Here is a 22,200-nt window from a genome sequence, read left to right on the forward strand (position 1 = left end):
CAGCGCGCCGGGCGGGCCCCGCCCCGTGAGCTCAGCGCGCCGGCGCCATCCCCACCTCGGCCGGACGGGCCTGCGGGGCGGCGCGCAGCAGCAGCCGCAGCAGCCGCACGGCCCCCTGCTTGTCCAGCGGGGAGTTGCCGTTGCCGCACTTGGGCGACTGCACGCAGCTGGGGCAGCCGTCCTGGCAGCCGCAGGCGGTGATGGCGTCCAGGGTGGCCCGCAGCCAGCGCCCGGCCGCCCGGTAGCCCCGCTCGGCGAAGCCGGCCCCGCCGGGATACCCGTCGTGGACGAACACCGTCGGCTGCCCGGTCTGCGGGTGCACCGCCGTCGAGAGGCCACCGATGTCCCACCGGTCGCACGTGGCCAGCAGCGGCAGCAGGCCGATGGAGGCGTGCTCCGCGGCGTGCAGCGCCCCGGGCAGCGCGTCCTTGCCCACCCCGGCGGCCTCGCACGCCTCCGCGGAGAGCGTCCACCACACGGCAGTGGTGGGCAGCACCCGCTCAGGCATGTCCAGGGGGTAGGAGCCGACGATGTCCAGGCCGGGCACCCGGCGCTTGTCGTAACCGGTGACCTGGCTGGTCACCTCCACGTCGCCGAAGGACCACAGCACCTCGGCGTCCCCCGCGCGCCACTCCTCTTCAGCCCGCGTGCCGATGATCCGCACCGAGGCGCTCGAGCGGGCCTTGGTGCGGTGGGCGACGTCGGGGTCGGCGTGGACGAGGGCCACCTCGTCCTCGAGCGCGTCGACGACGAACGTGCGGCCCTGGTGGACGTAGACGGCGCCGGGAAAGACGGTCGCGTCGGCGCGGGCGCCGTCGACGGTGCCCAGGACCGACCCGGTGCCCAGCTCGACCACCTGCACCGGCGGCGCGTGGCCGCCGCGCAGGTCGGTGAGGTCCTGGGCGCGCTCGGGCCGGGCGAAGTTCCAGAACCATCCGTTGGGGCGCCGGCGCAGCAGGCCCCGGCGCACGAGCTCCTCGGGCAGGGTCGCGTCCGGCAGCCCGAACAGGGCCAGGTCCGCCGTCGTCAGCGGCGCCTCGGAGGCGGCGGCGCACAGGTGCGGGGCGAGCACGTACGGGTTGGCCGGGTCGAAGGTCGTGGCCTCCACCCCGGCGTCGAAGATCGCCTCGGGGTGGTGGACGAGGAAGCCGTCCAGCGGGTCGTCGCTGGCGACGAGCACCGCGACCCCCTCGGTGCCGGCCCGCCCGGCCCGCCCCGCCTGCTGCCACAGGGACACCCGGGTGCCGGGCCAGCCGGCGATGACGACGGCGTCCAGCCCGGCGACGTCCACGCCTAGCTCGAGGGCGTTGGTCGTGGCCAGCGCGCGCAGCTCGCCGCCGCGCAGCGCCCGCTCGAGCTCGCGCCGCTCCTCGGGCAGGTACCCGCCGCGGTAGGCGGCCACCCGGGCGGCGAGGTCGGGGTCGACCTCGCGCAGGTGGCGGCGGGTCTGCTCGGCGATGACCTCCGCGCCGTAGCGCGAGCGGACGAACACCAGCGCCCGCGCCCCGGCGGAGACGAGGTCCGCGAGCAGGTCGGCGGCCTCGGAGGTGGCGCTGCGCCGCGGGCCGTCCTCGAGGGCCTCGCCCTCGGCGTCCGCGGCCGTCAGGTCCACCCCCTCGCCCGGCCAGGACGCGGCCCACCCGGTGGCCAGCGCGGGCTGCCACAGGGCGATGCTGCGCCGCCCGGCCGGCGCGGCGTCGTCGGTGACGGCCACGACCTCCTCGGGGGCCACCCCGACCAGCCGGGCGGCGGTGAGGGCGGGCTCGGCGGTGGTGGCCGAGGCGCAGATGACGCTGGGGCGAGCGCCGTAGTGCGCGGCCAGGCGCAGCAGCCGGCGCAGCACCAGGGCCACGTGGGCGCCGAGGACCCCGCGATAGGCGTGGCACTCGTCGACGACGACGTAGCGCAGCCCGCGCAGCAGCCGCTGCCAGCGGCGGTGGTTCGGCAGCAGGGAGAAGTGGAGGAAGTCGGGGTTGGACAGGACGACGTCGGCGTGGTCGCGGGCCCAGTCCCGCTCGGTCAGCGGGGTGTCGCCGTCGCACGTGGTCACCCGCACGCTGCGCAGCGCGGCGGCGTCGAGGAGACGGTGCAGGCCCGCGAGCTGGTCGGCGGCCAGGGCCTTGGTGGGGGAGAGGTACAGGGTGGTGGGGCGGCGGTTGTAGGTGCCGATGCTGCCTGCGGCCGGGCTGGCCGCCTGCGCGGCGCCCTCGCGCACGGCGGAGAGGACCGGCAGCCACGCGGCGAGCGACTTGCCCGAGCCGGTGCCGGTGGCGACCACGGTGTGCCGCCCGGCCCAGGCGGCCTCGGCGGCGGCCACCTGGTGCAGCCACGGCGCGGTGACCCCCATGCGGCGGTAGCCGGCGACGACGTCGGGGTCGGCCCAGGCGGGCCAGTCGCCGGTGCGGCCCGGCCGGGCGGGCAGCTGCTCGAGGTGGACGAGCCGCCCGTCGCGCGCGCCGGCGGCGCGCAGCAGCTGGACGAGGTCGGGTGCGGGCACCGTCCCAGTGTGCGCCACCACGCCGACAGCGGCCGACGGGCCGCCGGAGACCGGGCGGGCCGGGTGGCACTGACCTGCCACGGGCACAACTCCCCCGGTCGGGGGGCTGGCCGTCAGGGGGGCCCGTGACACGATGAGGCGCACGTGCCAGCCCCCGAGGGGCGATCGCGCAACTGGAGGGGGGCGGGCGATGAACCTGTCCGTGCGCCGGCACGAGGTCGACAGCGTCGCGGTGGTGAGCTGCCGCGGCGAGCTGGACGGCGAGTCGGCCGAGCACCTCTCCGCCGAGCTCGAGCTGGCGCTGGACACCCACCCGCCGGCGGTCGTGGTGGACCTCGGCGGCCTGACGTTCATCGACTCCACCGGGGTCCACGTCGTCGTGCGCAAGCGCGCGGCCAGCGTCGCGGTGGAGACCACCGTGCTCGTCGTCGCCGTGGCCGAACGGATCCGCGACGTCTTCGGGCTCACCGGCATGGCCGAGGGGGTGGACCTGCACCGCTCCCTCCACGACGCCCTCGCCTCGCTCCTGCCGCTCACCCGGACCGTCGCGTCCCAGCACCGAGATGCGGTCGCTGCGCCTCCCATTCACGCGCCGGGGCGTTGACGCGGCGAGTAGGCTCCCAGCAACCTGGCACCGGGGGCGGTGAAGCCCGCGGTCGCACGCTGCCGAGGAGGGCGGATGCTGGAGATGGGGACCTCAAGCCTGATCATCGTCGGCGCCATCGGCGTCATCGCCGTTGCGGCACTGGTCATCGCGGTCGTGCTGCGACGGCAGGTGCTGGCCGCGGACCAGGGCACCCCACGGATGCGGGAGATCGCCCGGGCGGTGCAGGAGGGGGCGTCGGCCTACCTCAACCGCCAGTTCCGGACTCTGGCGGTCTTCGCCGTCGTCGTCTTCGCGCTGCTGTTCCTGCTGCCCGGCGGCGCGGAGGTCAAGATCGGGCGGGCCATCGCGTTCCTCTTCGGTGCGGGCTTCTCCGCCTCCATCGGCTACCTCGGCATGTCGCTCGCGGTGCGCGCCAACGTCCGCGTCGCCGCCGCGGCCAACCGCCAGGGCGGGCGGGCGGAGGGGGCGCAGATCGCCTTCCGCACCGGCGGCGTCGTCGGGATGTCGGTGGTGGGCCTGGGGCTGCTCGGCGCGGCGGGCGTGGTGCTCATCTACCGCGCCGACGCGCCGGCGGTGCTGGAGGGCTTCGGCTTCGGCGCCGCGCTGCTCGCGATGTTCATGCGGGTCGGCGGCGGGATCTTCACCAAGGCCGCCGACGTCGGTGCGGACCTGGTGGGCAAGGTCGAGCAGGGCATCCCCGAGGACGACCCGCGCAACGCGGCCACCATCGCCGACAACGTCGGCGACAACGTCGGCGACTGCGCCGGCATGGCGGCGGACCTGTTCGAGTCCTACGCCGTCACCCTGGTCGCCTCCCTCATCCTGGGCACCGCCGCCCTGGGCGAGCAGGGCCTGGTGCTGCCCCTGCTCATCACCGCCGTCGGCGCGCTGGTCGCCGTGCTCGGGGTGTTCATCACCCGGGTGCGCGGCGACGAGTCCGGGCTGCGGGCGATCAACCGCGGCTTCTACGTCGCCGCCCTCGCCGGCGTCGTCCTCGCCGCCGTCGCCGCCTACGTCTACCTGCCCGCCACGTTCGGCGCGGTCCCGGGCGTGAGCCAGGAGCTGGCCGGGCACGCCGGCGACCCCCGGCTCATCGTCTCCCTGGCGGTGCTCATCGGCGTGCTGCTGGCCGGCATCATCCTGTGGCTGACCGGCTACTTCACCGGCACCACCTCCCGGCCGACGCGGCACGTGGCCGCCACCTCCCGCACCGGCGCGGCTACCGTGGTCCTCTCCGGCATCGGGGTGGGCTTCCAGTCCGCCGTGTTCACCGCCGGCATCATCGCCGCCGCGATCTGCGGGGTGTTCCTCCTCTCCGGCGGGTCGATCGGGCTGGCGCTGTTCCTCGTGGCCCTCGCCGGCTGCGGCCTGCTGACCACCGTCGGGGTCATCGTCGCCATGGACACCTTCGGCCCGGTCAGCGACAACGCCCAGGGCATCGCCGAGATGTCCGGCGACGTCGACGACGCCGGCGCGCAGGTGCTCACCGACCTCGACGCCGTGGGCAACACGACCAAGGCCGTGACCAAGGGCATCGCGATCGCCACCGCCGTCCTGGCCGCCACCGCGCTGTTCGGCTCCTACTCCGACGCCGTGCGGGTGGCCCTCGCCCAGGTCACCGACGCCGGCGCCGCGGCGGCCGGCGGGCTGGTCGGGGCGATGATGGACTACGAGATCATCTCCCCGATCACCCTGGTCGGCGTGATCCTGGGCGGGGCGACCGTGTTCCTCTTCTCCGGGCTGGCCATCGACGCCGTCACCCGGGCCGCCGGGGCGATCGTGTTCGAGGTGCGCCGCCAGTTCCGCGAGCACCCCGGGATCATGACCGGGGAGACCCGGCCGGAGTACGGCAAGGTCGTGGACATCTGCACTCGCGACTCGCTGCGCGAGCTGGCCACCCCCGGCCTGCTGGCCGCCTCGGCGCCCATCGCGGTCGGCTTCGGTCTCGGCGTCGGCCCGCTCGCCGGCTTCCTCGCCGGCGCGATCGCCACCGGGGTGCTCATGGCCGTGTTCCTCGCGAACTCCGGCGGCGCCTGGGACAACGCCAAGAAGATCGTCGAGGACGGCCACTTCGGCGGCAAGGGCTCGGAGGCGCACGCCGCCACGGTCATCGGCGACACGGTGGGCGACCCGTTCAAGGACACCGCCGGCCCGGCGGTCAACCCGCTGATCAAGGTGATGAACCTCGTCTCGCTGCTCATCGCCCCGGCCGTCGTCCAGCTCACCGCGCCGGCGGGCGCCAGCCACGCGCTGCGCATCGGCATCGCGGTGGTGGCGGCGGCGATCGCCGGCGGCGCCATCGTGCTGTCCCGGGTCCGGGCCGCGCGCGAGGAGATCGGCGGGGAGCGCAACGGCTCGCGCCAGGAGGCGGCCGCCGGGTCGCACTGAGCGGTGGCCCGCCGCCTGGGCGAACCGTAGGTTCGGCCCATGGGTGCAACGGAACTCCTCCTCGTGCGGCACGGCGAGAGCGCCGCCAACGTCGCGGCCGCCCAGGCCGAGGCGCTCGGCGCCGAGCGGATCGACGTGCCGGCCCGCGACGCGGACGTCGAGCTGTCCGAGAACGGGCTGGCCCAGGCGCGCGCGCTCGGGGCCTGGCTCGCCGCCCTGCCGGAGCCGGACCGGCCGCAGGCGGTGTGGTCCTCGCCGTACCGCCGCGCCAGCGACACGGCGCGCGTCGCGCTGGCCGAGGCCGGCCTCGACCTGCCGCTCCTGCTCGACGAGCGGCTGCGCGACCGCGACCTGGGCATCACCGACACCCTCACGGCCGCCGGGGTCCGCGCCCGCTACCCCGAGGAGGCGGAGCGGCGCCGGTGGCTCGGGAAGTTCTACCACCGGCCCGCGGGCGGTGAGTCGTGGGCCGACGTCGCCCTGCGCGTGCGCTCGGTCCTCGCCGACCTCGCCCGCCAGGACCGCGCCGAGCGCGTCCTCATCACCGCCCACGACGCCGTCGTCCTCCTCTTCCGGTACGTCTGCGAGCGGCTCGACGAGGCCGAGATCCTCGCCATCGCCGCCTCCGAGGGGGTCCGCAACGGGGCGGTCACCCGCCTGGTGGCCGTCGGCGACGAATGGCGCCTGGACGCCTACAACGTCGACGAGCACCTCACGCAGGCCGGCACCCGGGTCACCACCGAGCCCGCCGTGGGGGAGCGGGGGCCCGCGTGAGCGCCACCCCGATCACCCCGGCGCTGCTGCGCGAGTGGCCGCTCCCGGAGCCGCGCGGCAGCAAGTACGGCCGCGGGCAGGTCCTCGTCGCGGGCGGCGCCCGGGCGACCCCCGGCGCGGTGCGCCTCGCCGGCGAGGCGGCCCTGCGGGTCGGCGCCGGCCGGCTGACCCTGGCGGTGGCCCGGTCGGTCGCCGGGTCCCTGGCGGTGGCGGTGCCCGAGGCCGGGGTGCGTGGCCTGGCGGAGGACGACGCCGGGGACGTCCGGGGCAGCGACGCGGCGGCGTTGGCCCCCGACCTCGAGCGGGCCAACGCGGTGCTCGTCGGGCCCGGGCTGGGCGAGCCGGACGGCACCGGCGCGCTGGTGCAGGGCCTCGTGCCCCACCTGCCAGCCGGGGTCCCGGTGGTGCTGGACGCCTTCGCGCTCGGCGTGCTGCCCGGCCTGAACGGCGCGCGGGCAGGCCTGGCCGGGCGGCTGGTGCTCACGCCGAACCTGGCCGAGGTGGCCCGGCTCCTCGACGCCGCGGACGTCGCGGAGGCCGACGCCGTCGACGCGGCCCGGGAGGTCGCCCGCCGCTACGGCGCCGTGGTGAGCAGCCACGGCCTGGTCACGGACGGGTCGCGCACGTGGCGGGTGAGCACCGGGCACACCGGCCTGGGCACCTCGGGCAGCGGCGACGTCCTCGCCGGGGCGCTGACCGGGCTGCTCGCGCGCGGCGCGGACCGCTCGCAGGCGGCCGTGTGGGCCACGCACCTGCACGCCAGCGCGGGTGACTCCCTCACGGCCAGCGTGGGCAAGGTCGGCTTCCTCGCCCGCGAGCTCGTCCCCGAGCTGCCCCGGCTGCTGCACGAGCTCACCGTGTGAGGCTCTCTAGTCTCATCACCATGACCACCCCTACGAGCCCCGCCCCACCCACCGGCACCGCGGCGCAGGTCGCCACCCTGCGCGCCGACCTCGCCGCGGCGGGGTTCACCGTCGACGGCGTCGCCGCGCTGCTGGGGGACGTCGCCGGTGCCGCGCTGCACCGCGAGCAGCGCGTCCCGGCCCTGCGCCTGGCCCGGGCGGCCGACGCGCCGGTGGCCACGCTCGTACGGCTGTTCATGCTCGGCGACGAGGTCACCGCCGCCGACCTGGCCGCCGCCCTGCCCGGGTCGGGGGCCGCCGGCGCGCAGGCCCTCGGCCTGGCCGCGGCCGCCGGCGCGGCGCCGGACGACGCCGTGCGGGCGCTGGTGGACCTGCGCCCCTACGGCGCCACCGACGCCGCAGGCGCGGCGCACTGGTGGGTCGCCTCCGACCTCGGCGAGGTCGAGACCGGGGCGCCGCTGACCGCCGACCACGTGCTGGGCATCGGCGGGGCGTCCCTCACCCTGGCCCAGCTCACCGTGCGGGACGCGCGCCCCCGCGTCCTCGATCTCGGCACCGGCTGCGGCGTGCAGGCCCTGCACGCCGCCCGGCACAGCGAGCACGTGGTCGCCACCGACGTCTCCGCGCGCGCGCTGGGCTTCGCCGCGTTCAACGCGGCCCTCGCCGGGACCGCGTTCGACCTGCGCCGCGGCTCCCTGCTCGAGCCGGTCGCCGCGGAGGTCTTCGACCTGGTCGTGTCCAACCCGCCCTTCGTCATCACCCCGGCCGCCGCCTACGACGCCGGCCTGCCGCTCATGGAGTACCGCGACGCCGGCCGGGGCGGGGACCTGCTGGTGCGCGACCTCGTCACCGGCGTCGGCGCGCACCTCGCCCCCGGCGGGGTCGCCCAGCTGCTGGGCAACTGGGAGCACCACGCCGGGCAGGCCTGGCAGGAGCGGGTCAGCGGCTGGCTGGAGGCCTCCGGGCTGGACGGCTGGGTGGTCCAGCGCGAGGTGCAGGACCCGGCCGAGTACGCCGAGCTGTGGCTGCGCGACGGCGGGCTGCGCCCCGAGCTCGACCGCGACGCCTACGAGGCGGCGTACGCGGCCTGGCTCGGCGACTTCGAGGCCCGCGGGGTCGCGGGGATCGGCTTCGGCTACGTCGTCCTCCACCGGCCCGCCGCGCCCCGGGCGCCCTGGCACCGGGTCGAGGAGGTCACCGGGCCGGTCCAGGGGCCGCTCGGCCCCCACGTCGCCGAGGTGCTGGCCGCGCGGGCCTGGCTCGCCGACCTGGAGGCGGACGGAGCGGGCAGGCCGGCGGGCCTCGCCGCGCTGGCCCAGCGGCGGCTCGTCGTCGCGCCGGACGTCACCGAGGAGCGCTATCTCGCCCCCGGCGCGGCCGATCCCCAGGTGCTGCAGCTGCGCCAGGGCGGCGGGCTCGGCCGGGTGGTGCGCCCCGGGACCGTGGTGGCGGGGGCGGTGGGCGCCTGCGACGGCGAGCTCACCCTGGGACAGATCGTCGCCGGGCTCGCCGCGCTGCTCGAGGTGCCCGCGGACGCGGTGGCCGCCGAGGTGCTCCCGGCCGCCCGGGAGCTGCTGCTCGACGGGTTCCTGCGCCCGGCGCCGTGACCGCGGCGCCGGGCGGGTGAGGCGCCGGCGAGCCGGCACCGCCGCGACCGCGTCGCCTCCCAGCCCGGTCCCAGCCTCGCGGGGCACCGTGGCTCTCGTGGCCGGGACCCCGGCCGGAGGAGGGGACGACATGCTCGACACCGCGACGCAGGCGGACAGCTGGCTCACCGCGACGCTGCGGCCGGCCGGGATCATCGACCGCGACGACACCGACCGCCTGCGGGACGTGCTCGGCGCGCTGGCCGCGTCAGCCTCGCTCGTGGTGGTCGACCTGGAGGCCGCGGCCCTGCGCAGCCCCGCGGCCGCGGCGGTGATCGACGACGCCGCGCACGGCCTGGAGCGCCGCGGCGGCTGCCTGCTGTGCGTCGGGGCGGACGACGGCGCCCGCCGGGCGCTGGCCACGGCCGGCGGGCACGCCGTCGTGCTCGACGGCGCCGCCGCCTGACCACTCGCGCACCGGGCGGCCCATACCCGGGCGCCGCCGCAGGTCCGGGATGCGGCCGGTGGGGCCCGCCCCCACGATGGGCCCATGGCCAACGATCAGATTCCCGCCCAGCAGCAGCAGTGGCCCGGCACCACGAAGGACATGACGCCGGCCCCGGACCACGGCGAGTCCAGCTACACCGGCCGTGACCGCCTCGTCGGCAAGAAGGCGCTGATCACCGGCGGCGACTCCGGCATCGGCCGCGCCACCGCGATCGCCTTCGCCAAGGAGGGCGCCGACGTCGCCATCGTGTACCTGCCCGAGGAGCAGGCCGACGCCGAGGAGACCACGAAGCAGGTCGAGGCCGCCGGCCGCACCTGCGTGCGCGTGCCCGCCGACCTGCGCACGCAGGAGGCCGCCGAGCAGGCCGTGCGCCAGGCGGTCGAGGGCCTCGGCGGCCTGGACACGGTGGTGAGCAACGCCGGCTTCCAGATGGCCCACCAGTCCCTGGAGGACTTCCCCGACGGGCAGATCGAGCGCACCTTCTCCACCAACGTCTTCGCGACCTTCTGGGTGGCGAAGGCCGCCGTCCCCCACCTCCGGCCGGGCTCCACGATCACCATCACCACCTCGATCCAGGCCTTCCAGCCCTCCCAGCCGCTGCTGGACTACGCCGCGACCAAGGCCGCGCTCAACAACCTCACCGTCAACCTCGCCGCCGAGCTCGGCCCGCAGGGCATCCGCGTCAACGCCGTCGCCCCGGGCCCGATCTGGACGCCGCTGATCCCGACCACCTTCCCCGGGGAGAAGGTCGAGGGCTTCGGCTCGGACACCCCGCTCGGCCGGCCCGGGCAGCCCGTCGAGGTCGCCACCGCGTACGTGTACCTCGCCAGCGACGAGGCGAGCTACGTCTCGGGCACCGTGCTCGGGGTCACCGGCGGCAAGCCGGTCTTCTGACGACGGCGGTGGCGCGATGACCGGGCGCGGCCCGGACCACCGGGTGCCCCGGGCGGTGAGCCTGCAGCGGTGGTCCGACCTCACGTTCCTCCACTGGGCGCTGCCCGCCTCGGCGGTGGCCGAGCAGTTCCCGCCCGGGCTGGAGGTCGACACCTTCGACGGGCGGGCCTGGGTGGGGCTGACCGCCCTGGCCATGCGCGACGTGCGGGCCCCGTACGTGCCCGCCGTCCCGCACCTGTCGGACTTCGTCGAGGTCAACCTGCGCACCTACGTGCGCGGCCCCGACGGGGTCGGCGGGGTCTGGTTCTTCTCCCTCGAGTGCGCCCGGCTGCCCGTGGTCCTCGCGCTGCGGGTCCTCGGGCTGCCCTACCGGTGGGCGCGGGCGGAGGTGGCCACCCGCCCGCCGCGCATCGCCTACCGCACGCGCCGGATCGGCGCCGGCGAGGGGATGCGGGCCGCGGTCCGGGTGGGGGAGCCGGTCGAGCCGGACCCGCTCGCCAGCTTCCTCACCAACCGGTGGTGGGCCTACACCTGGCGGGGGCAGGCGCTGTGGCGGGTGCCGGTCGCGCACGAGCCCTGGCCGCTGCGCCGGGCGACCGCGCGGGTGGCCGCCGGCGACCTGTTCCGCGCCGCCGGGCTGCCCGCCCCCTGGGTCGAGCCCCTCGTCCACTTCAGCCCCGGCGTCCACGTGCGGGTCGGGGCGCCGCGGCCCTCATGAGGGGCGGCAGGGCCGACCGGCCGGGGCGGCGTGCCGGGCGGGAGACGGCCGGGCACGCCGGCGATTCCGGCCGCGCCGGCAAACCCGGGCGCGCCGCCGAGTCCGGGCACGCTGGCGATCCGGCGCAGGGCCCTGCGGCGGCCCGGCAGACCACCGCGGCGCGCAAGGCCCGCGCCGCGGCCCAGCAGGCCGCCGCGGCGCGCCGGGCCCACGCGGCCCGGCAGGCGCGCGCGGCGCGCGAGACGTGGCGGTCGCGCCGGCCGGGCTGGGTCCGGCGCACCTGGGCGCGCCACCCCCGCCTGGCGCTGGCCGCGCGGGCCGCCATGGCGACCGGGCTCGCCTGGCTGGCCGCCCAGGCGGTGCCCGGCCCGACCGCCGACTACCCGTACTACGCCCCGCTCGGCGCCGTCATCGCCACCACCTCCACGCTCGTCGGCTCCGTGCGCGAGTCCCTCCAGGCGGTCGCCAGCATCGCCCTGGGCGCCGCGGTCGCCTTCGGGATCGGGGCCCTCGTGCCGGGACCCGGGGCGCCGTCGGTCGCCGTCGTCGTCGCCCTGGGCGTGCTGCTCGCCGGCTGGCGGCGGCTCGGCGCCATGGGCTCGTGGGTGCCCACCGCGGCCCTGTTCACGCTCGTCATCGGCGGGCACGACCCGAGGGGCTTCATCGGGGCCTACACCGGGCTGACCCTCCTCGGGGCCCTGATCGGCGTGGGCGTCAACTTCGTCTTCCCGCCGCTGCCGCTCGCCCCCGCCCAGCTGGCGGCGGAGCGGGTGCGGCGCCTGCTCGTCGACCAGCTCCGCGACCTCGCCGAGGGCCTGGACCGGGACGAGCCGCCGGACGCCGCGGAGTGGGTCCGGCGGCGGCGGGATCTCGCGCCCCCACTGCGGTCGATGCACGACGCCGTCGCCGACGCCGACGCCGCCCGGCGGTGGAACCGACGCAGCCGCCGCTACGACGTGGCCTTCCGCCGGATGGACCGGATGGCGGCCGCGCTGCAGCGGGCCGCGCTCGTGGTCGAGGACCTCACCGGGACCGTCGCCGAGACCGAACGGGCGGACCTGGAGGAGGTCGCGCTGGGGCCGCGGCTGCGCCCGCCGGCCGCGCGGGCGCTGCACACCCTCGCGGAGGTGTTCGCGCACGTCGAGGGCAGCGCGGATCACACCGAGGACGTCACCGCCGCCCACGACGCCCTCGACACGTTCGCCGCCGAGGTCGCCCGCAACGCGGCGCCGGGCCACTTCGTCGCCGCCAGCGTCGTCGTGGCGCTGCGCCGCACGCTGGCGGCCGCCACCGACCCGCCGGGCGCGGGGCCGGCGGGCTGAGGCGCGCGCGGCCGTCCGGCCGGCCACCGCTCGGCCCCGAGCCGGACCGGCCGCCGCCCCGGCCCGGACCGGCCGCCGCCCCACGGCGGCGGCGCCGCCGGGCAGAGCGGGACCAGTCGCCGTTCGGGACGCCCCACGGACGGTTACCGTGTCGCGGTGACCCAGACGCTTCCTCGCCAGACGCGCCGCGTCGACCGCCGGCTCGTGGCCGTCGCACTCGCCGTGCTCGCGGCCGCGGCCGTCGTCGCGGTGTGGTGGTTCTTCGTCACCACGCCCGCCGGCCAGCACGTCGACGAGGTGGCCTACACCGGCTCGCACATCGGCCGCAGCCGGTTGTCGGAAGTGACCCAGTCGATCCTCGACGTGGTCTCCGTGCCCTTCCTCGTGCTCGTCATCCTCGTCACCGCGGTGGTCGCGGCGCTGCGGCGGCAGTGGCGCCTCGCCGTCGGGGTCGGCGCGATGGTCGCCGGGATGAACCTCACCACCCAGCTGCTCAAGTACCAGCTCTTCACCCGCCCCGACCTCGGCTTCACCGACGGGTACCAGGAGAACACCCTGCCCAGCGGGCACACCACGGTGGCCGGGTCGGTGGCTGCCGCCGTGCTGCTCGTCGCGCCGCGCCGCTCGCGGTGGTTCGTCGCCCTTCTTGGCGCCGCCTACACCGGCGGCACCGGTATCGCCACCATGGCGAACGGGTGGCACCGCGCCTCCGACGTCGTCGCCGCCGTGCTCGTCGTGCTCGCCTGGGCCCTGCTCGCCCAGGCGGTGGCCGGGCCGGTCGAGCCGCTCGGCCCCGTGCGTGCCGTCACCGCCCTGCTGGGCGCGGCGGGCGGGCTGGGCGCACTCGTAGCGGCCGGGGCGCTGCTGCTCACCCGCGGGGTCGACGACGCCGACCCCTCCCGGTCCCAGATGCTCATCGCCTATGGTGGGGCGAGCGTGGGCGTGCTGGCGGTCGTCTGCCTCGCCACCTGCGCCGTGCTGCTCGTGGGCACCCGGCCGCGCCGCTGAGGCTCGTGGCCGAGCGGGCCGGCCCTGCGGTCGTCTCCGTACCCCACCGCCGTCACGGGCCCGCGCCGCACCTGTCGGGGCGACGTTGTACCGTCGCCACGAAACCCCGGGGTCGGACGGCCGTTCGTCCCCCACCGAAGTGAGGTATGTCCGCGTGACCAGCTCCCGCAAGCTCGTGATCGTCGAGTCGCCCGCCAAGGCGCGCACCATCGGCGGCTATCTCGGGCCCGACTTCGAGGTCGAGGCCAGCGTGGGGCACATCCGCGACCTCCCGCAGCCCTCCGAGCTCCCGCCGGAGATGAAGAAAGGCCCGTACGGGAAGTTCGCCGTCGACGTCGAGGGCGACTTCGACCCGTACTACGTGGTCGACTCGGACAAGAAGAAGAAGGTCACCGAGCTCAAGCGGGCCCTCAAGGACGCCGACGAGCTCTACCTCGCCACGGACGAGGACCGCGAGGGCGAGGCCATCGCCTGGCACCTGCTCGACGTCCTCAAGCCCAAGGTGCCGGTCAAGCGCATGGTGTTCCACGAGATCACCAAGGAGGCGATCGGCCGGGCGCTGGAGAACACCCGCGACCTGGACACCCGCCTCGTCGACGCCCAGGAGACCCGCCGCATCCTCGACCGCCTCGTCGGCTACGAGGTCTCCCCGCTGCTGTGGCGCAAGATCAAGCCGGGCATCTCGGCCGGGCGGGTGCAGTCCGTGGCCACCCGGATGGTCGTCGAGCGCGAGCGCGAGCGCATGGCCTTCCGGGCGGCGTCCTACTGGGACGTCAAGGGCACGTTCACCGGCGGGCCCGAAGACGACCGGGGGCAGTTCGTCGCGCGCCTGACCACCCTGGACGGGCGTCGCGTGGCCACCGGCCGGGACTTCGGCGACGACGGGCAGCTCAAGTCCGCCGCCGAGAAGGCCGGCGTGGTCCACCTGCACCAGGTCGAGGCCACCGCGCTGGCCGCCGCGCTGGAGCGGGCCGAGGCGCGGGTGGTCTCCATGGAGACCAAGCCGTACACGCGCCGGCCCGCCGCGCCGTTCACCACCTCCACCCTCCAGCAGGAGGCCTCCCGCAAGCTGCGCATGAGCGCACGGGAGACCATGCGCACCGCGCAGGGCCTGTACGAGAACGGCTACATCACCTACATGCGGACCGACTCGCCGGTGCTGTCGGGGCAGGCCATCGCCGCCGCCCGCCGGCAGGCGGCGGAGCTGTACGGCCCCGAGTTCGTGCCGGACAAGCCCCGCCTCTACGGCGCCAAGGCCAAGGGTGCGCAGGAGGCCCACGAGGCGATCCGCCCCGCCGGGGACGCCTTCCGCACCCCCGCCCAGGTGGCCAACCAGCTCAGCGGCGCCCAGTTCCGCCTCTACGAGCTCATCTGGAAGCGCACCGTCGCCTCGCAGATGGCCGACGCCCGCGGCTCGACGGCCACCGTCCGCGTCGCCGCCACCGCCGCGCTCGAGGACGGCGCCCGCCGGGCCGAGCTCACGGCGTCGGGCACCGTCATCACCTTCCGCGGCTTCCTCGCCGCCTACGAGGAGGGCCGCGACGCCGACCGCTACGAGGGCGGCGCCGAGAAGGAGACCCGCCTGCCGGTGCTGAAGGAGGGCGACGCGGTCGCCACCGACCAGGTCAGCGCCGAGGGGCACGAGACCACCCCGCCGCCGCGCTACACCGAGGCGTCCCTGGTGAAGGCGCTGGAGGAGCGCGGCATCGGCCGCCCCTCCACCTACGCCGCGACCATCTCGACCATCACCGACCGCGGCTACGTCGACCGGCGCGGCCAGGCCCTCGTGCCGACCTGGCTGGCGTTCTCGGTGGTGCGCCTGCTCGAGGACAACCTGCCCCGGCTGGTCGACTACGACTTCACCGCCGAGATGGAGGACGACCTCGACCGCATCGCCTCGGGCACCCAGGACCGGGTGGACTGGCTCTCCCGCTTCTACCGCGGCGACGCCGCGGCGGAGAGCCCGGGCCTGAAGGAGCTCGTCGACGGCCTGGGCGACATCGACGCCCGCGCCGTCAACAGCATCGACATCGGCGACGGGATCACCCTGCGGGTGGGCCGCTACGGGCCCTACCTCACCGCGCCGGGGGAGAACGGCGAGGAGCGGCGCGCCAGCGTGCCCGACGACGTCGCCCCCGACGAGCTGAGCGTCGAGAAGGCCCGTGAGCTGCTCGAGCGCCAGAGCGACGACGGCCGCGAGCTCGGCACCGACCCCGCCACCGGGCACACCCTCGTCGCCCGGGTGGGCCGCTTCGGGCCCTACGTCACCGAGGTGCTGCCCGAGGACGACGACGCCGCCGCCGCGGCCGCCGACAACGGTGCCGCCGACGGGAAGAAGCCCGCCCGGAAGAAGGCCGCCAAGGCCAAGCCGCGCACCGCCTCGCTGTTCAAGTCCATGCAGCTCGAGACCATCACCCTCGAGGACGCGCTGCGGCTGCTGTCCCTGCCCCGGGTGGTCGGCACCGACCCGGACGGGGTGGAGATCACCGCCCAGAACGGCCGCTACGGGCCCTACCTCAAGCGCGGCACCGACTCGCGCTCGCTGGCCACCGAGGACCAGATCTTCGACGTCACCCTCGAGGAGGCCCTGGCCATCTACGCCCAGCCCAAGCGCGGGCGCGGCGCCACCGCCAAGCCGCCGCTGCGCGAGCTCGGCGAGGACCCCACCAGCGGCAAGCCGGTGGTGGTCAAGGACGGCCGGTTCGGCCCGTACGTCACCGACGGCACGACCAACGCGACCCTGCGCAAGGACGACGACGTCGAGACGATCACCCCCGAGCGCGGCTTCGAGCTGCTCGCCGAGAAGCGTGCCAAGGGGCCGGCCAAGAAGCCCGCCCGGAAGACCGCGGCGAAGAAGACCACGACGAAGGCGACCACCACCAAGGCCAAGGCGGCGGCGAAGAAGTAGGCGGTCCGGGCCGGGCGCCCGTATCCGCTGCCCGGTCCGGTCCTGGCCGTGCCGGGCGCCCTCATCCGGCGCTCAGTCCGTTCCTGGCCGCCCGGGCCGCCTGCATCCGCTGCCGGTCCGGTCCCGACCGCGCGCATCCGCTGCCCGGTCCGGACCCGACCGCGCGCACTGTTTGTGGTGTGACTTCGGCAGGCAATGCCTGCCGAAGTCACACCAACGATGGCGGACGGCGCCGGGCCGCTCGGGTGCGCCGCTCGCCCGTGCCCTCGCAGGGCGTCGACGGCTCGCCCGTACCCTGACGCCATGACCGCCCCCACCGTGACGTTGCCCGTGCCGCCCGACCCGGCCGAGGCGCCGCCGCTGCGTTGGGGCATCCTCGGCGCCGGCGGGATCGCGGCCACCTTCGCCCGGGACGTCCCGGCCCGTACCCGCCAACGGGTCGTCGCCGTCGGCTCGCGCGACCGGGCCCGCGCCGAGGCGTTCGCCGCCGCTCACGGCGTGCCGCGCGCCCACGGCGGCTACGAGGCGCTCGTGGCCGACCCCGACGTCGACGTCATCTACGTCGCCACCCCGCACAGCTTCCACCGCGACCACGCGCTGCTGGCCCTGGCCGCCGGCAAGCACGTGCTCGTCGAGAAGGCGTTCACCCGCAACGCCGCGGAGGCGCGGGAGGTCTTCGACGCGGCGCGGGCCCAGGGCCGGTTCGTCATGGAGGCCATGTGGACCCGGTTCCTCCCGCACATGGTGGCGCTGCGCGCCCTGGCGGCGTCCGGCGCGCTCGGTGAGGTGCTCGCCGTCACCGCCGACCACGGCCAGCGGCTCGACACCGTCGAGCGGCTCGTCGCGCCGTCGCTGGCCGGCGGGGCCCTGCTCGACCTCGGCGTCTACCCGCTGTCCTTCGCCCACAGCCTCCTGGGGGCGCCGACCACCGTGCAGGCGGCCGGGGTGCTTACCGACCTCGGGGTGGACGCGCACGAGGCCGTCACCCTCTCCTACGCCGAGAGCCGGGCCGTGGCGGTGTGCGGGGCGAACATGTGGGCCCGCAGCGCGACGGCGGCGGCCGTGGTGGGCACCGAGGCCCGGGTCGACGTGGCGGGGGAGTTCTACCGCCCCACCGCCTTCACCGTCACCCCGCTGCGCGGCGAGCCATGGCGCTGGGAGGGCGACGGCCTGATGGGCGGCGGCTTCGAGTTCGAGGCGGCCGAGGTGGCCCGCTGCATCGGTGAGGGACGGCAGGAGTCCGCGACCATGCCCTGGCAGGCCACGCTCGAGGTGATGGAGATCATGGACGAGGTCCGCCGCCAGCTCGGCGTGATCTACCCCGGCGAGTAGCCCGCGCCGCACCCCGGTCGTCACGAGCGGCCGCTCGCGGCGATGTGGTGCCGGGCCGCCCGCGGCCCGGTGGAGGCCCGGCGGACGTGTCACCGGGGCTGGTTACGCTGACCTCGTGACCACCCCGCCCCCGCGCCCCACCACCGTGTCCCCGGCGAGCGGCTGCTTCGTCGCGCTCGAGGGCGGCGACGGCGCGGGCAAGACCACCCAGCAAGAGCTGCTGGGCCGCTGGCTGCGCGAGCTCGGGCACGAGGTGGTCCTCACCCGCGAGCCGGGCGGCACCGAGCTCGGCCGGGTGCTGCGCGAGGCGGTCCTGCACGGCGGCGACGTCGACCCGCGCACCGAGGCCCTGCTCTACGCCACTGACCGCGCCCACCACGTCCACCAGCTCGTCCGCCCGGCGCTGGGGCGCGGCGCCGTCGTCGTCACCGACCGCTACATCGACTCCTCCGTCGCCTACCAGGGCGCCGCCCGCGACCTCGGCGCTGCGGAGATCCGCGACCTGTCGCTGTGGGCCACCCGGGGGCTCCTCCCGCACCTGACGGTGCTGCTCGACCTCGACCCCGCCGCCGGGGCCGCCCGCCTCACCGGCGCGCCGGACCGCATCGAGCGCGAGTCCGCCGCGTTCCACACCCGGGTGCGCGAGCACTACCTCGCCCTCGCCGCCGCCGACCCCGAGCGCTACCTCGTCCTCGACGCCACCTGGCCGCCCGAGCGCATCCACGCGGCGGTCCGGGAGCGGCTCGCGCCGCTGCTGCCCGCCCCCGCACTGCCCGGGGCACAGACCGGGGGCCGGCCATGAGCGTGTGGGACGAGGTCGTCGGCCAGGACCAGGTCGTGGCCACCCTGCGCGCCGCCGTCGACGCCTCCCGCGCGGCCACCGACGAGACGGCCGCCCGCGCCATGACGCACGCCTGGCTCATCACCGGACCGCCCGGCTCCGGCCGCTCGGTCGCCGCCCGCGCGTTCGCGGCGGCGCTGCAGTGCACCGACCCCGACGAGCCCGGGTGCGGCCGGTGCCAGGCCTGCACGACGGCGCTGGCCGGCACGCACGCCGACGTCGCCCTCGTGGGCACCGAGAAGGTCGTCTTCAGCATCGACGAGATCCGCCCGCTGGTGTCCCAGGCGCAGCGCTCGCCCTCGCAGGGGCACTGGCGCGTCATGCTCATGGAGGACGCCGACCGCATGGTCGAGCGCACCTCCAACGTGCTGCTCAAGGCCATCGAGGAACCCCCGCCGCGCACCGTCTGGCTGCTGTGCGCCCCGAGCCCGGAGGACGTGCTCACCACCATCCGCTCCCGCTGCCGCGCGGTGCACCTGAGGGTGCCCGACCCGCGCGCCGTGGCCGACCTGCTGGTGCGCCGCGACGGCGTCGACCAGCAGGTGGCCCTCACCGCCGCCCGCGTGGCACAGTCGCACGTGGGCCTCGCCCGGCGCCTGGCCCGGGACCCCGAGGCGCGCGAGCGACGCCGCCAGCTGCTGGCGGTGCCGACGGCGATTCGCGGCGTGGGCGACGCGGTGCTGGCCGCCGCCCAGCTCATCGATCTCTCCGCCGCCGACGCCAAGGCCGCCACCGAGGAGCGTGACGCCACCGAGAAGGCGGCGCTGCTACGCACCCTGGGCGCCGAGGCCGGCGCCCGGCTGCCCCCGGCGCTGCGCGCCCAGGTCAAGCAGCTCGAGGAGGACCAGAAGCGGCGGGCCACCCGCGCCCAGCGCGACGTGCTCGACCGTGCCATGGTCGACCTGCTCGCCCTGTACCGCGACGTCCTGGTCGTCCAGCTCGGTGCCGACGTCGAGCTCGTCAACGCCGACGCCGCCGAGCAGGTGCGCCGCCTCGCCGCCGACTCGACCCCCGAGCAGACGGTGCGGCGGATGGACGCCGTCGGCGTCGCCCGGGAGCGGCTGGCCGGTAACGTCGCCCCGCTGCTGGCGATGGAGGCGATGATGATCGCGCTGCGCCCGCAGGCCTGAGGCGTCCGTGCCGGCCGGGCACATACGGACGGGACCGCGTGAGCGGGGCGTCTCGCCCCGGTCCCTGCGTAGGCGGCGCCACCCGGTCCGGTATCCGTGCCCGACGTGAGCGGCGCCGCGCGGTCCGGCGGCCCGTGCCCGGCGTGACCGGGGTCGCCCCCCGCTCCGGTGCCGGCCGCCGCGACGTGCCAGGTAGCGTGGCCGGGTGAGCTTCCGCCCCACCGTGCCCGCAATCCTCGCCGTCGTCCTCCTGCTGGCGGGCTGCGCGTCCGGCTCCCCGCAGGGCAGTTCGGATGCCTCCTCGCCCGTTACCGCCTCTGGCGAGGTTCCGGCCGGGCTCGACGACTACTACGACCAGCACGTCGCCTGGGAGCGGTGCGGCAGCGACCTGGAGTGTGCGGACGTCACCGTCCCGCTCGACTACGACCACCCCGGCGGCGAGCACGCCACCATCGCCGTCAAGCGCCTGCTCAGCGCCCGGGACGGGGAGCGGGTCGGTTCGCTGCTCGTCAACCCCGGTGGCCCTGGCAGCCCGGGCACCACGCTCGTGGACTCCGCGACCACGATGTTCAGCGCGGACCTGCGCGACGCCTACGACATCGTCGGGTTCGACCCCCGCGGCACCGGAGAGTCCAGCCGCGTCGAGTGTGTCAGCGACGCCGAGCTCGACCGCATCCGCGCCACCCAGTACGACACCGACAGCCCCCAGGGGGTGGCGGACTACGCGGCGGACGCGAAGAAGATCGCCCAGGGCTGCGCGAAGCACACCGGTGCCCTCCTCACCGAGGTCGACACCACCTCCGCCGCCCGCGACATGGACGTCCTGCGGCACGTGCTGGGCGAGAAGCAGCTGAACTACCTCGGCTACTCCTACGGCACCTACCTCGGCGCGACCTATGCCGACCTGTTCCCCAAGCACGTGGGCCGGTTCGTCCTCGACGGCGCCATGGACCCCGCCCTCAGCGCCCACGAGACCACCCTGGGCCAGGCCGAGGCCTTCGAGCAGGCCCTGCATGCCTACGTCGAAGACTGCCTCGGGGGACAGGCCTGCCCCCTCAGCGGCAGCGTGGACGACGGCGTCAGGAAGGTGCGCACCCTGTTGCAGGTCACCGAGGACACCCCGCTGCCCACCTCCGACGGGCGCGAGCTGACGGCGCCCCTGGCCTTCTCGGGGATGCTCCTGCCGCTGTACGACAACCGGCAGTGGGTGGTGCTCACCCAGGCCCTGACGCAGGCGATGCGCGAGAGCGACGGGTCGATGCTGCTCTACCTGGCCGACCTCATGGCCGGCCGCGCCTCCGACGGCACCTACCCCGACGGGTCCACCGAGGCGAACTGGGCGATCAACTGCGCCGACTTCGGCTCCACCGGCGACCCGGACGTGTGGACCGAGCAGGCCAAGGAGCTCGAGCAGGCCTCGCCGACGTTCGGTCGGATGCTGGCCTACGGCGACGTGCTGTGCGCCGAGTGGCCGGACCAGCCCGCCGCCGACCGTGCGCCGATCCACGCACCGGGCGCGAACCCCATCATGGTCGTCGGCACCACCGGTGACCCCGCCACCCCCTACCCCTGGGCGCAGTCCCTGGCCGAGCAGCTCGACAGCGGCTTCCTCGTCACCTACGAGGGGGAGGGGCACACCGCCTACGGCCGGTCCAACGCCTGCGTCACCGGCGCGGTGGACAGCTTCCTGATCGACGGCACCCACCCGCAGGAGGGGCTCACCTGCTGAGTCCGAGCCCGGACCGATGGCGTCCGAGACCGTTCCGGCCGCCGCACGGCGGCCGCCTCGCCACAGGACGACGGCGCCGCGCCGAGCGTGCCGTACATCACCCCGGGCGGTGTGGTCCCGCTTTGTCCCAGCCGCGCCCGGCCCGGTACAGTGGTCCGGGCGCCCGGGTTGCCCGGAGGCACGCCGCCTTAGCTCAGTCGGCAGAGCGATTCACTCGTAATGAATAGGTCGTGGGTTCGATTCCCACAGGCGGCTCAGTGCGGGGCCCGGTCCATCGGATCGGGCCCCGCGGCGTTTCCCGGATCCGCCGTGGTGTCGGCGGGGCGGCCGACCCCTCCGTGCCGTGTCCGGCTCGGCATTCTCCGCCCGGCTCCCTGGTCGTCCTTTCCCGCCCGGTCGGCTCCTGCGGCGCCATTTACGCCCCCTCCTGCGGTCGTCCGTGGGCGTGCACGTCACCCATGTGCCCCGACCTCCCTGAGCGTCGAACCCCGTCGGTAATAGGCGCCCACCCAGCCTCGCCTGAACAAAACCTGAGAGTCGCAGGGCGGTCCCGTCGCGCGAGCCATTCTTATTGCGGACCGTCTGGTGCAGAATTCGATTTTGTGAGCGGTGTCACGAAACCGCTTTGGCGGGAGGTGGCCGCCCCGCGCCGGACGTCGCGCGCCGGACGTCGCGCGCCGGACGTCGCGCGCCGGACGTCATGCGCCGGACGTCGCCTGCCGCGGCGGCACGTAGACTCGTGCGCGTGAACTATCTTGTGGCACTGCTCCCCTCGATCGGTGTGGGAATTCTCTTCTACATCGTCATCCGTGCCCTGGTGAACGCCGACCGCAATGAACGGGCGGCGCTCAAGCGCCTCGAGGAGGAGGACGCCAGAAAGGCCGCCTCTCCCGACCAGCCCTAGGTGCCCCCCGGGCGGCGGAGTATCGGCGAGCCGGCATTCTTCATCGAGCGTCGGTCTTTTCCACCTAGGAGCGTGGGTCAGTAACACGCCAGGGGTGGTCCGCTATTGATGGGCTTGTCGGCGGGAGAATCGGGGAGTGAGCGGCGAGGGGTTGTTCGAGGCGGGTCCGTTTCGGGTGGGGCGGGTCGGGG

Annotated in this window: 17 protein-coding genes and 1 tRNA gene; 17 read left to right on the top strand and 1 reads right to left on the bottom strand. The window is 75.9% G+C overall.

Going from position 1 to position 22,200, the window contains the following annotated elements:
* Positions 1-31 precede the first annotated feature (31 nt).
* A complete protein-coding gene (locus tag GD880_RS15950; protein WP_152232601.1) occupies positions 32-2,497 on the bottom strand; it encodes a DEAD/DEAH box helicase in 2,466 nt (821 codons plus the stop codon).
* Positions 2,498-2,687: 190 nt separating this feature from the next.
* Here GD880_RS15950 and GD880_RS15955 point away from each other — a divergent pair, with 190 nt between their 5' ends.
* From GD880_RS15955 to GD880_RS16040, 17 genes are all read left to right on the top strand, one after another.
* On the top strand, positions 2,688-3,101 hold the full coding sequence (locus tag GD880_RS15955) for an STAS domain-containing protein (protein ID WP_193314563.1): 414 nt from the start codon (positions 2,688-2,690) through the stop codon (positions 3,099-3,101).
* Positions 3,102-3,176: 75 nt separating this feature from the next.
* Positions 3,177-5,492 carry a sodium-translocating pyrophosphatase gene (locus GD880_RS15960; RefSeq protein WP_152232603.1) on the top strand — a complete coding sequence of 772 codons (2,316 nt, stop codon included), beginning with the start codon at positions 3,177-3,179 and terminating at the stop codon, positions 5,490-5,492.
* Between the two features lie 39 nt (positions 5,493-5,531).
* Positions 5,532-6,266: a histidine phosphatase family protein gene (locus GD880_RS15965; protein WP_152232604.1), complete on the top strand. Its 735-nt coding sequence runs from the start codon at positions 5,532-5,534 to the stop codon at positions 6,264-6,266.
* Entirely contained in the window at positions 6,263-7,129 is an 867-nt protein-coding gene (locus GD880_RS15970) for an NAD(P)H-hydrate dehydratase (RefSeq protein ID WP_226909726.1), read from the top strand. The genes GD880_RS15965 and GD880_RS15970 overlap by 4 nt, the downstream gene beginning before the upstream one ends.
* A gap of 20 nt (positions 7,130-7,149) precedes the next feature.
* Entirely contained in the window at positions 7,150-8,736 is a 1,587-nt protein-coding gene (locus tag GD880_RS15975) for a DUF7059 domain-containing protein (protein WP_152232606.1), read from the top strand.
* Positions 8,737-8,866: 130 nt separating this feature from the next.
* A complete protein-coding gene (locus tag GD880_RS15980; RefSeq protein ID WP_152232607.1) occupies positions 8,867-9,181 on the top strand; it encodes a hypothetical protein in 315 nt (104 codons plus the stop codon).
* Between the two features lie 84 nt (positions 9,182-9,265).
* On the top strand, positions 9,266-10,117 hold the full coding sequence (locus GD880_RS15990; protein ID WP_152232609.1) for an SDR family oxidoreductase: 852 nt from the start codon (positions 9,266-9,268) through the stop codon (positions 10,115-10,117).
* A 16-nt stretch (positions 10,118-10,133) separates the two neighbouring features.
* Positions 10,134-10,835, top strand: coding sequence for a YqjF family protein (locus GD880_RS15995; protein WP_152232610.1), 702 nt, complete (start codon positions 10,134-10,136; stop codon positions 10,833-10,835).
* A complete protein-coding gene (locus tag GD880_RS16000; RefSeq protein ID WP_152232611.1) occupies positions 10,832-12,157 on the top strand; it encodes an FUSC family protein in 1,326 nt (441 codons plus the stop codon). The genes GD880_RS15995 and GD880_RS16000 overlap by 4 nt, the downstream gene beginning before the upstream one ends.
* Positions 12,158-12,313: 156 nt before the next feature.
* Complete coding sequence (locus GD880_RS16005) at positions 12,314-13,165, top strand: phosphatase PAP2 family protein (protein ID WP_152232612.1); 852 nt, start codon at positions 12,314-12,316, stop codon at positions 13,163-13,165.
* 154 nt (positions 13,166-13,319) lie between these two features.
* The gene (topA, locus tag GD880_RS16010) at positions 13,320-16,073 is read left to right on the top strand and encodes a type I DNA topoisomerase (protein WP_226909727.1); all 2,754 of its coding nucleotides are present in this window, start codon (positions 13,320-13,322) and stop codon (positions 16,071-16,073) included.
* A gap of 303 nt (positions 16,074-16,376) precedes the next feature.
* The gene (locus GD880_RS16015) at positions 16,377-17,405 is read left to right on the top strand and encodes a Gfo/Idh/MocA family protein (protein ID WP_152232614.1); all 1,029 of its coding nucleotides are present in this window, start codon (positions 16,377-16,379) and stop codon (positions 17,403-17,405) included.
* A 115-nt stretch (positions 17,406-17,520) separates the two neighbouring features.
* Complete coding sequence (tmk, locus tag GD880_RS16020; protein ID WP_226909728.1) at positions 17,521-18,207, top strand: dTMP kinase; 687 nt, start codon at positions 17,521-17,523, stop codon at positions 18,205-18,207.
* Positions 18,204-19,376 (top strand): DNA polymerase III subunit delta', encoded by a 1,173-nt coding sequence (locus tag GD880_RS16025; RefSeq protein WP_152232615.1) that lies wholly within the window; start codon positions 18,204-18,206, stop codon positions 19,374-19,376. The genes tmk and GD880_RS16025 overlap by 4 nt, the downstream gene beginning before the upstream one ends.
* 205 nt (positions 19,377-19,581) lie before the next feature.
* Positions 19,582-21,105, top strand: coding sequence for an alpha/beta hydrolase (locus GD880_RS16030; RefSeq protein WP_152232616.1), 1,524 nt, complete (start codon positions 19,582-19,584; stop codon positions 21,103-21,105).
* A gap of 182 nt (positions 21,106-21,287) precedes the next feature.
* Positions 21,288-21,360, top strand: a tRNA-Thr gene (locus tag GD880_RS16035).
* A gap of 490 nt (positions 21,361-21,850) precedes the next feature.
* Complete coding sequence (locus GD880_RS16040) at positions 21,851-22,009, top strand: hypothetical protein (RefSeq protein WP_170297287.1); 159 nt, start codon at positions 21,851-21,853, stop codon at positions 22,007-22,009.
* Positions 22,010-22,200: the final 191 nt, after the last annotated feature.

Origin of the sequence: Georgenia ruanii, from assembly GCF_009193175.1 — a bacterium.
In the GTDB taxonomy this organism is placed as follows: Bacteria; Actinomycetota; Actinomycetes; order Actinomycetales; family Actinomycetaceae; genus Georgenia; species Georgenia ruanii.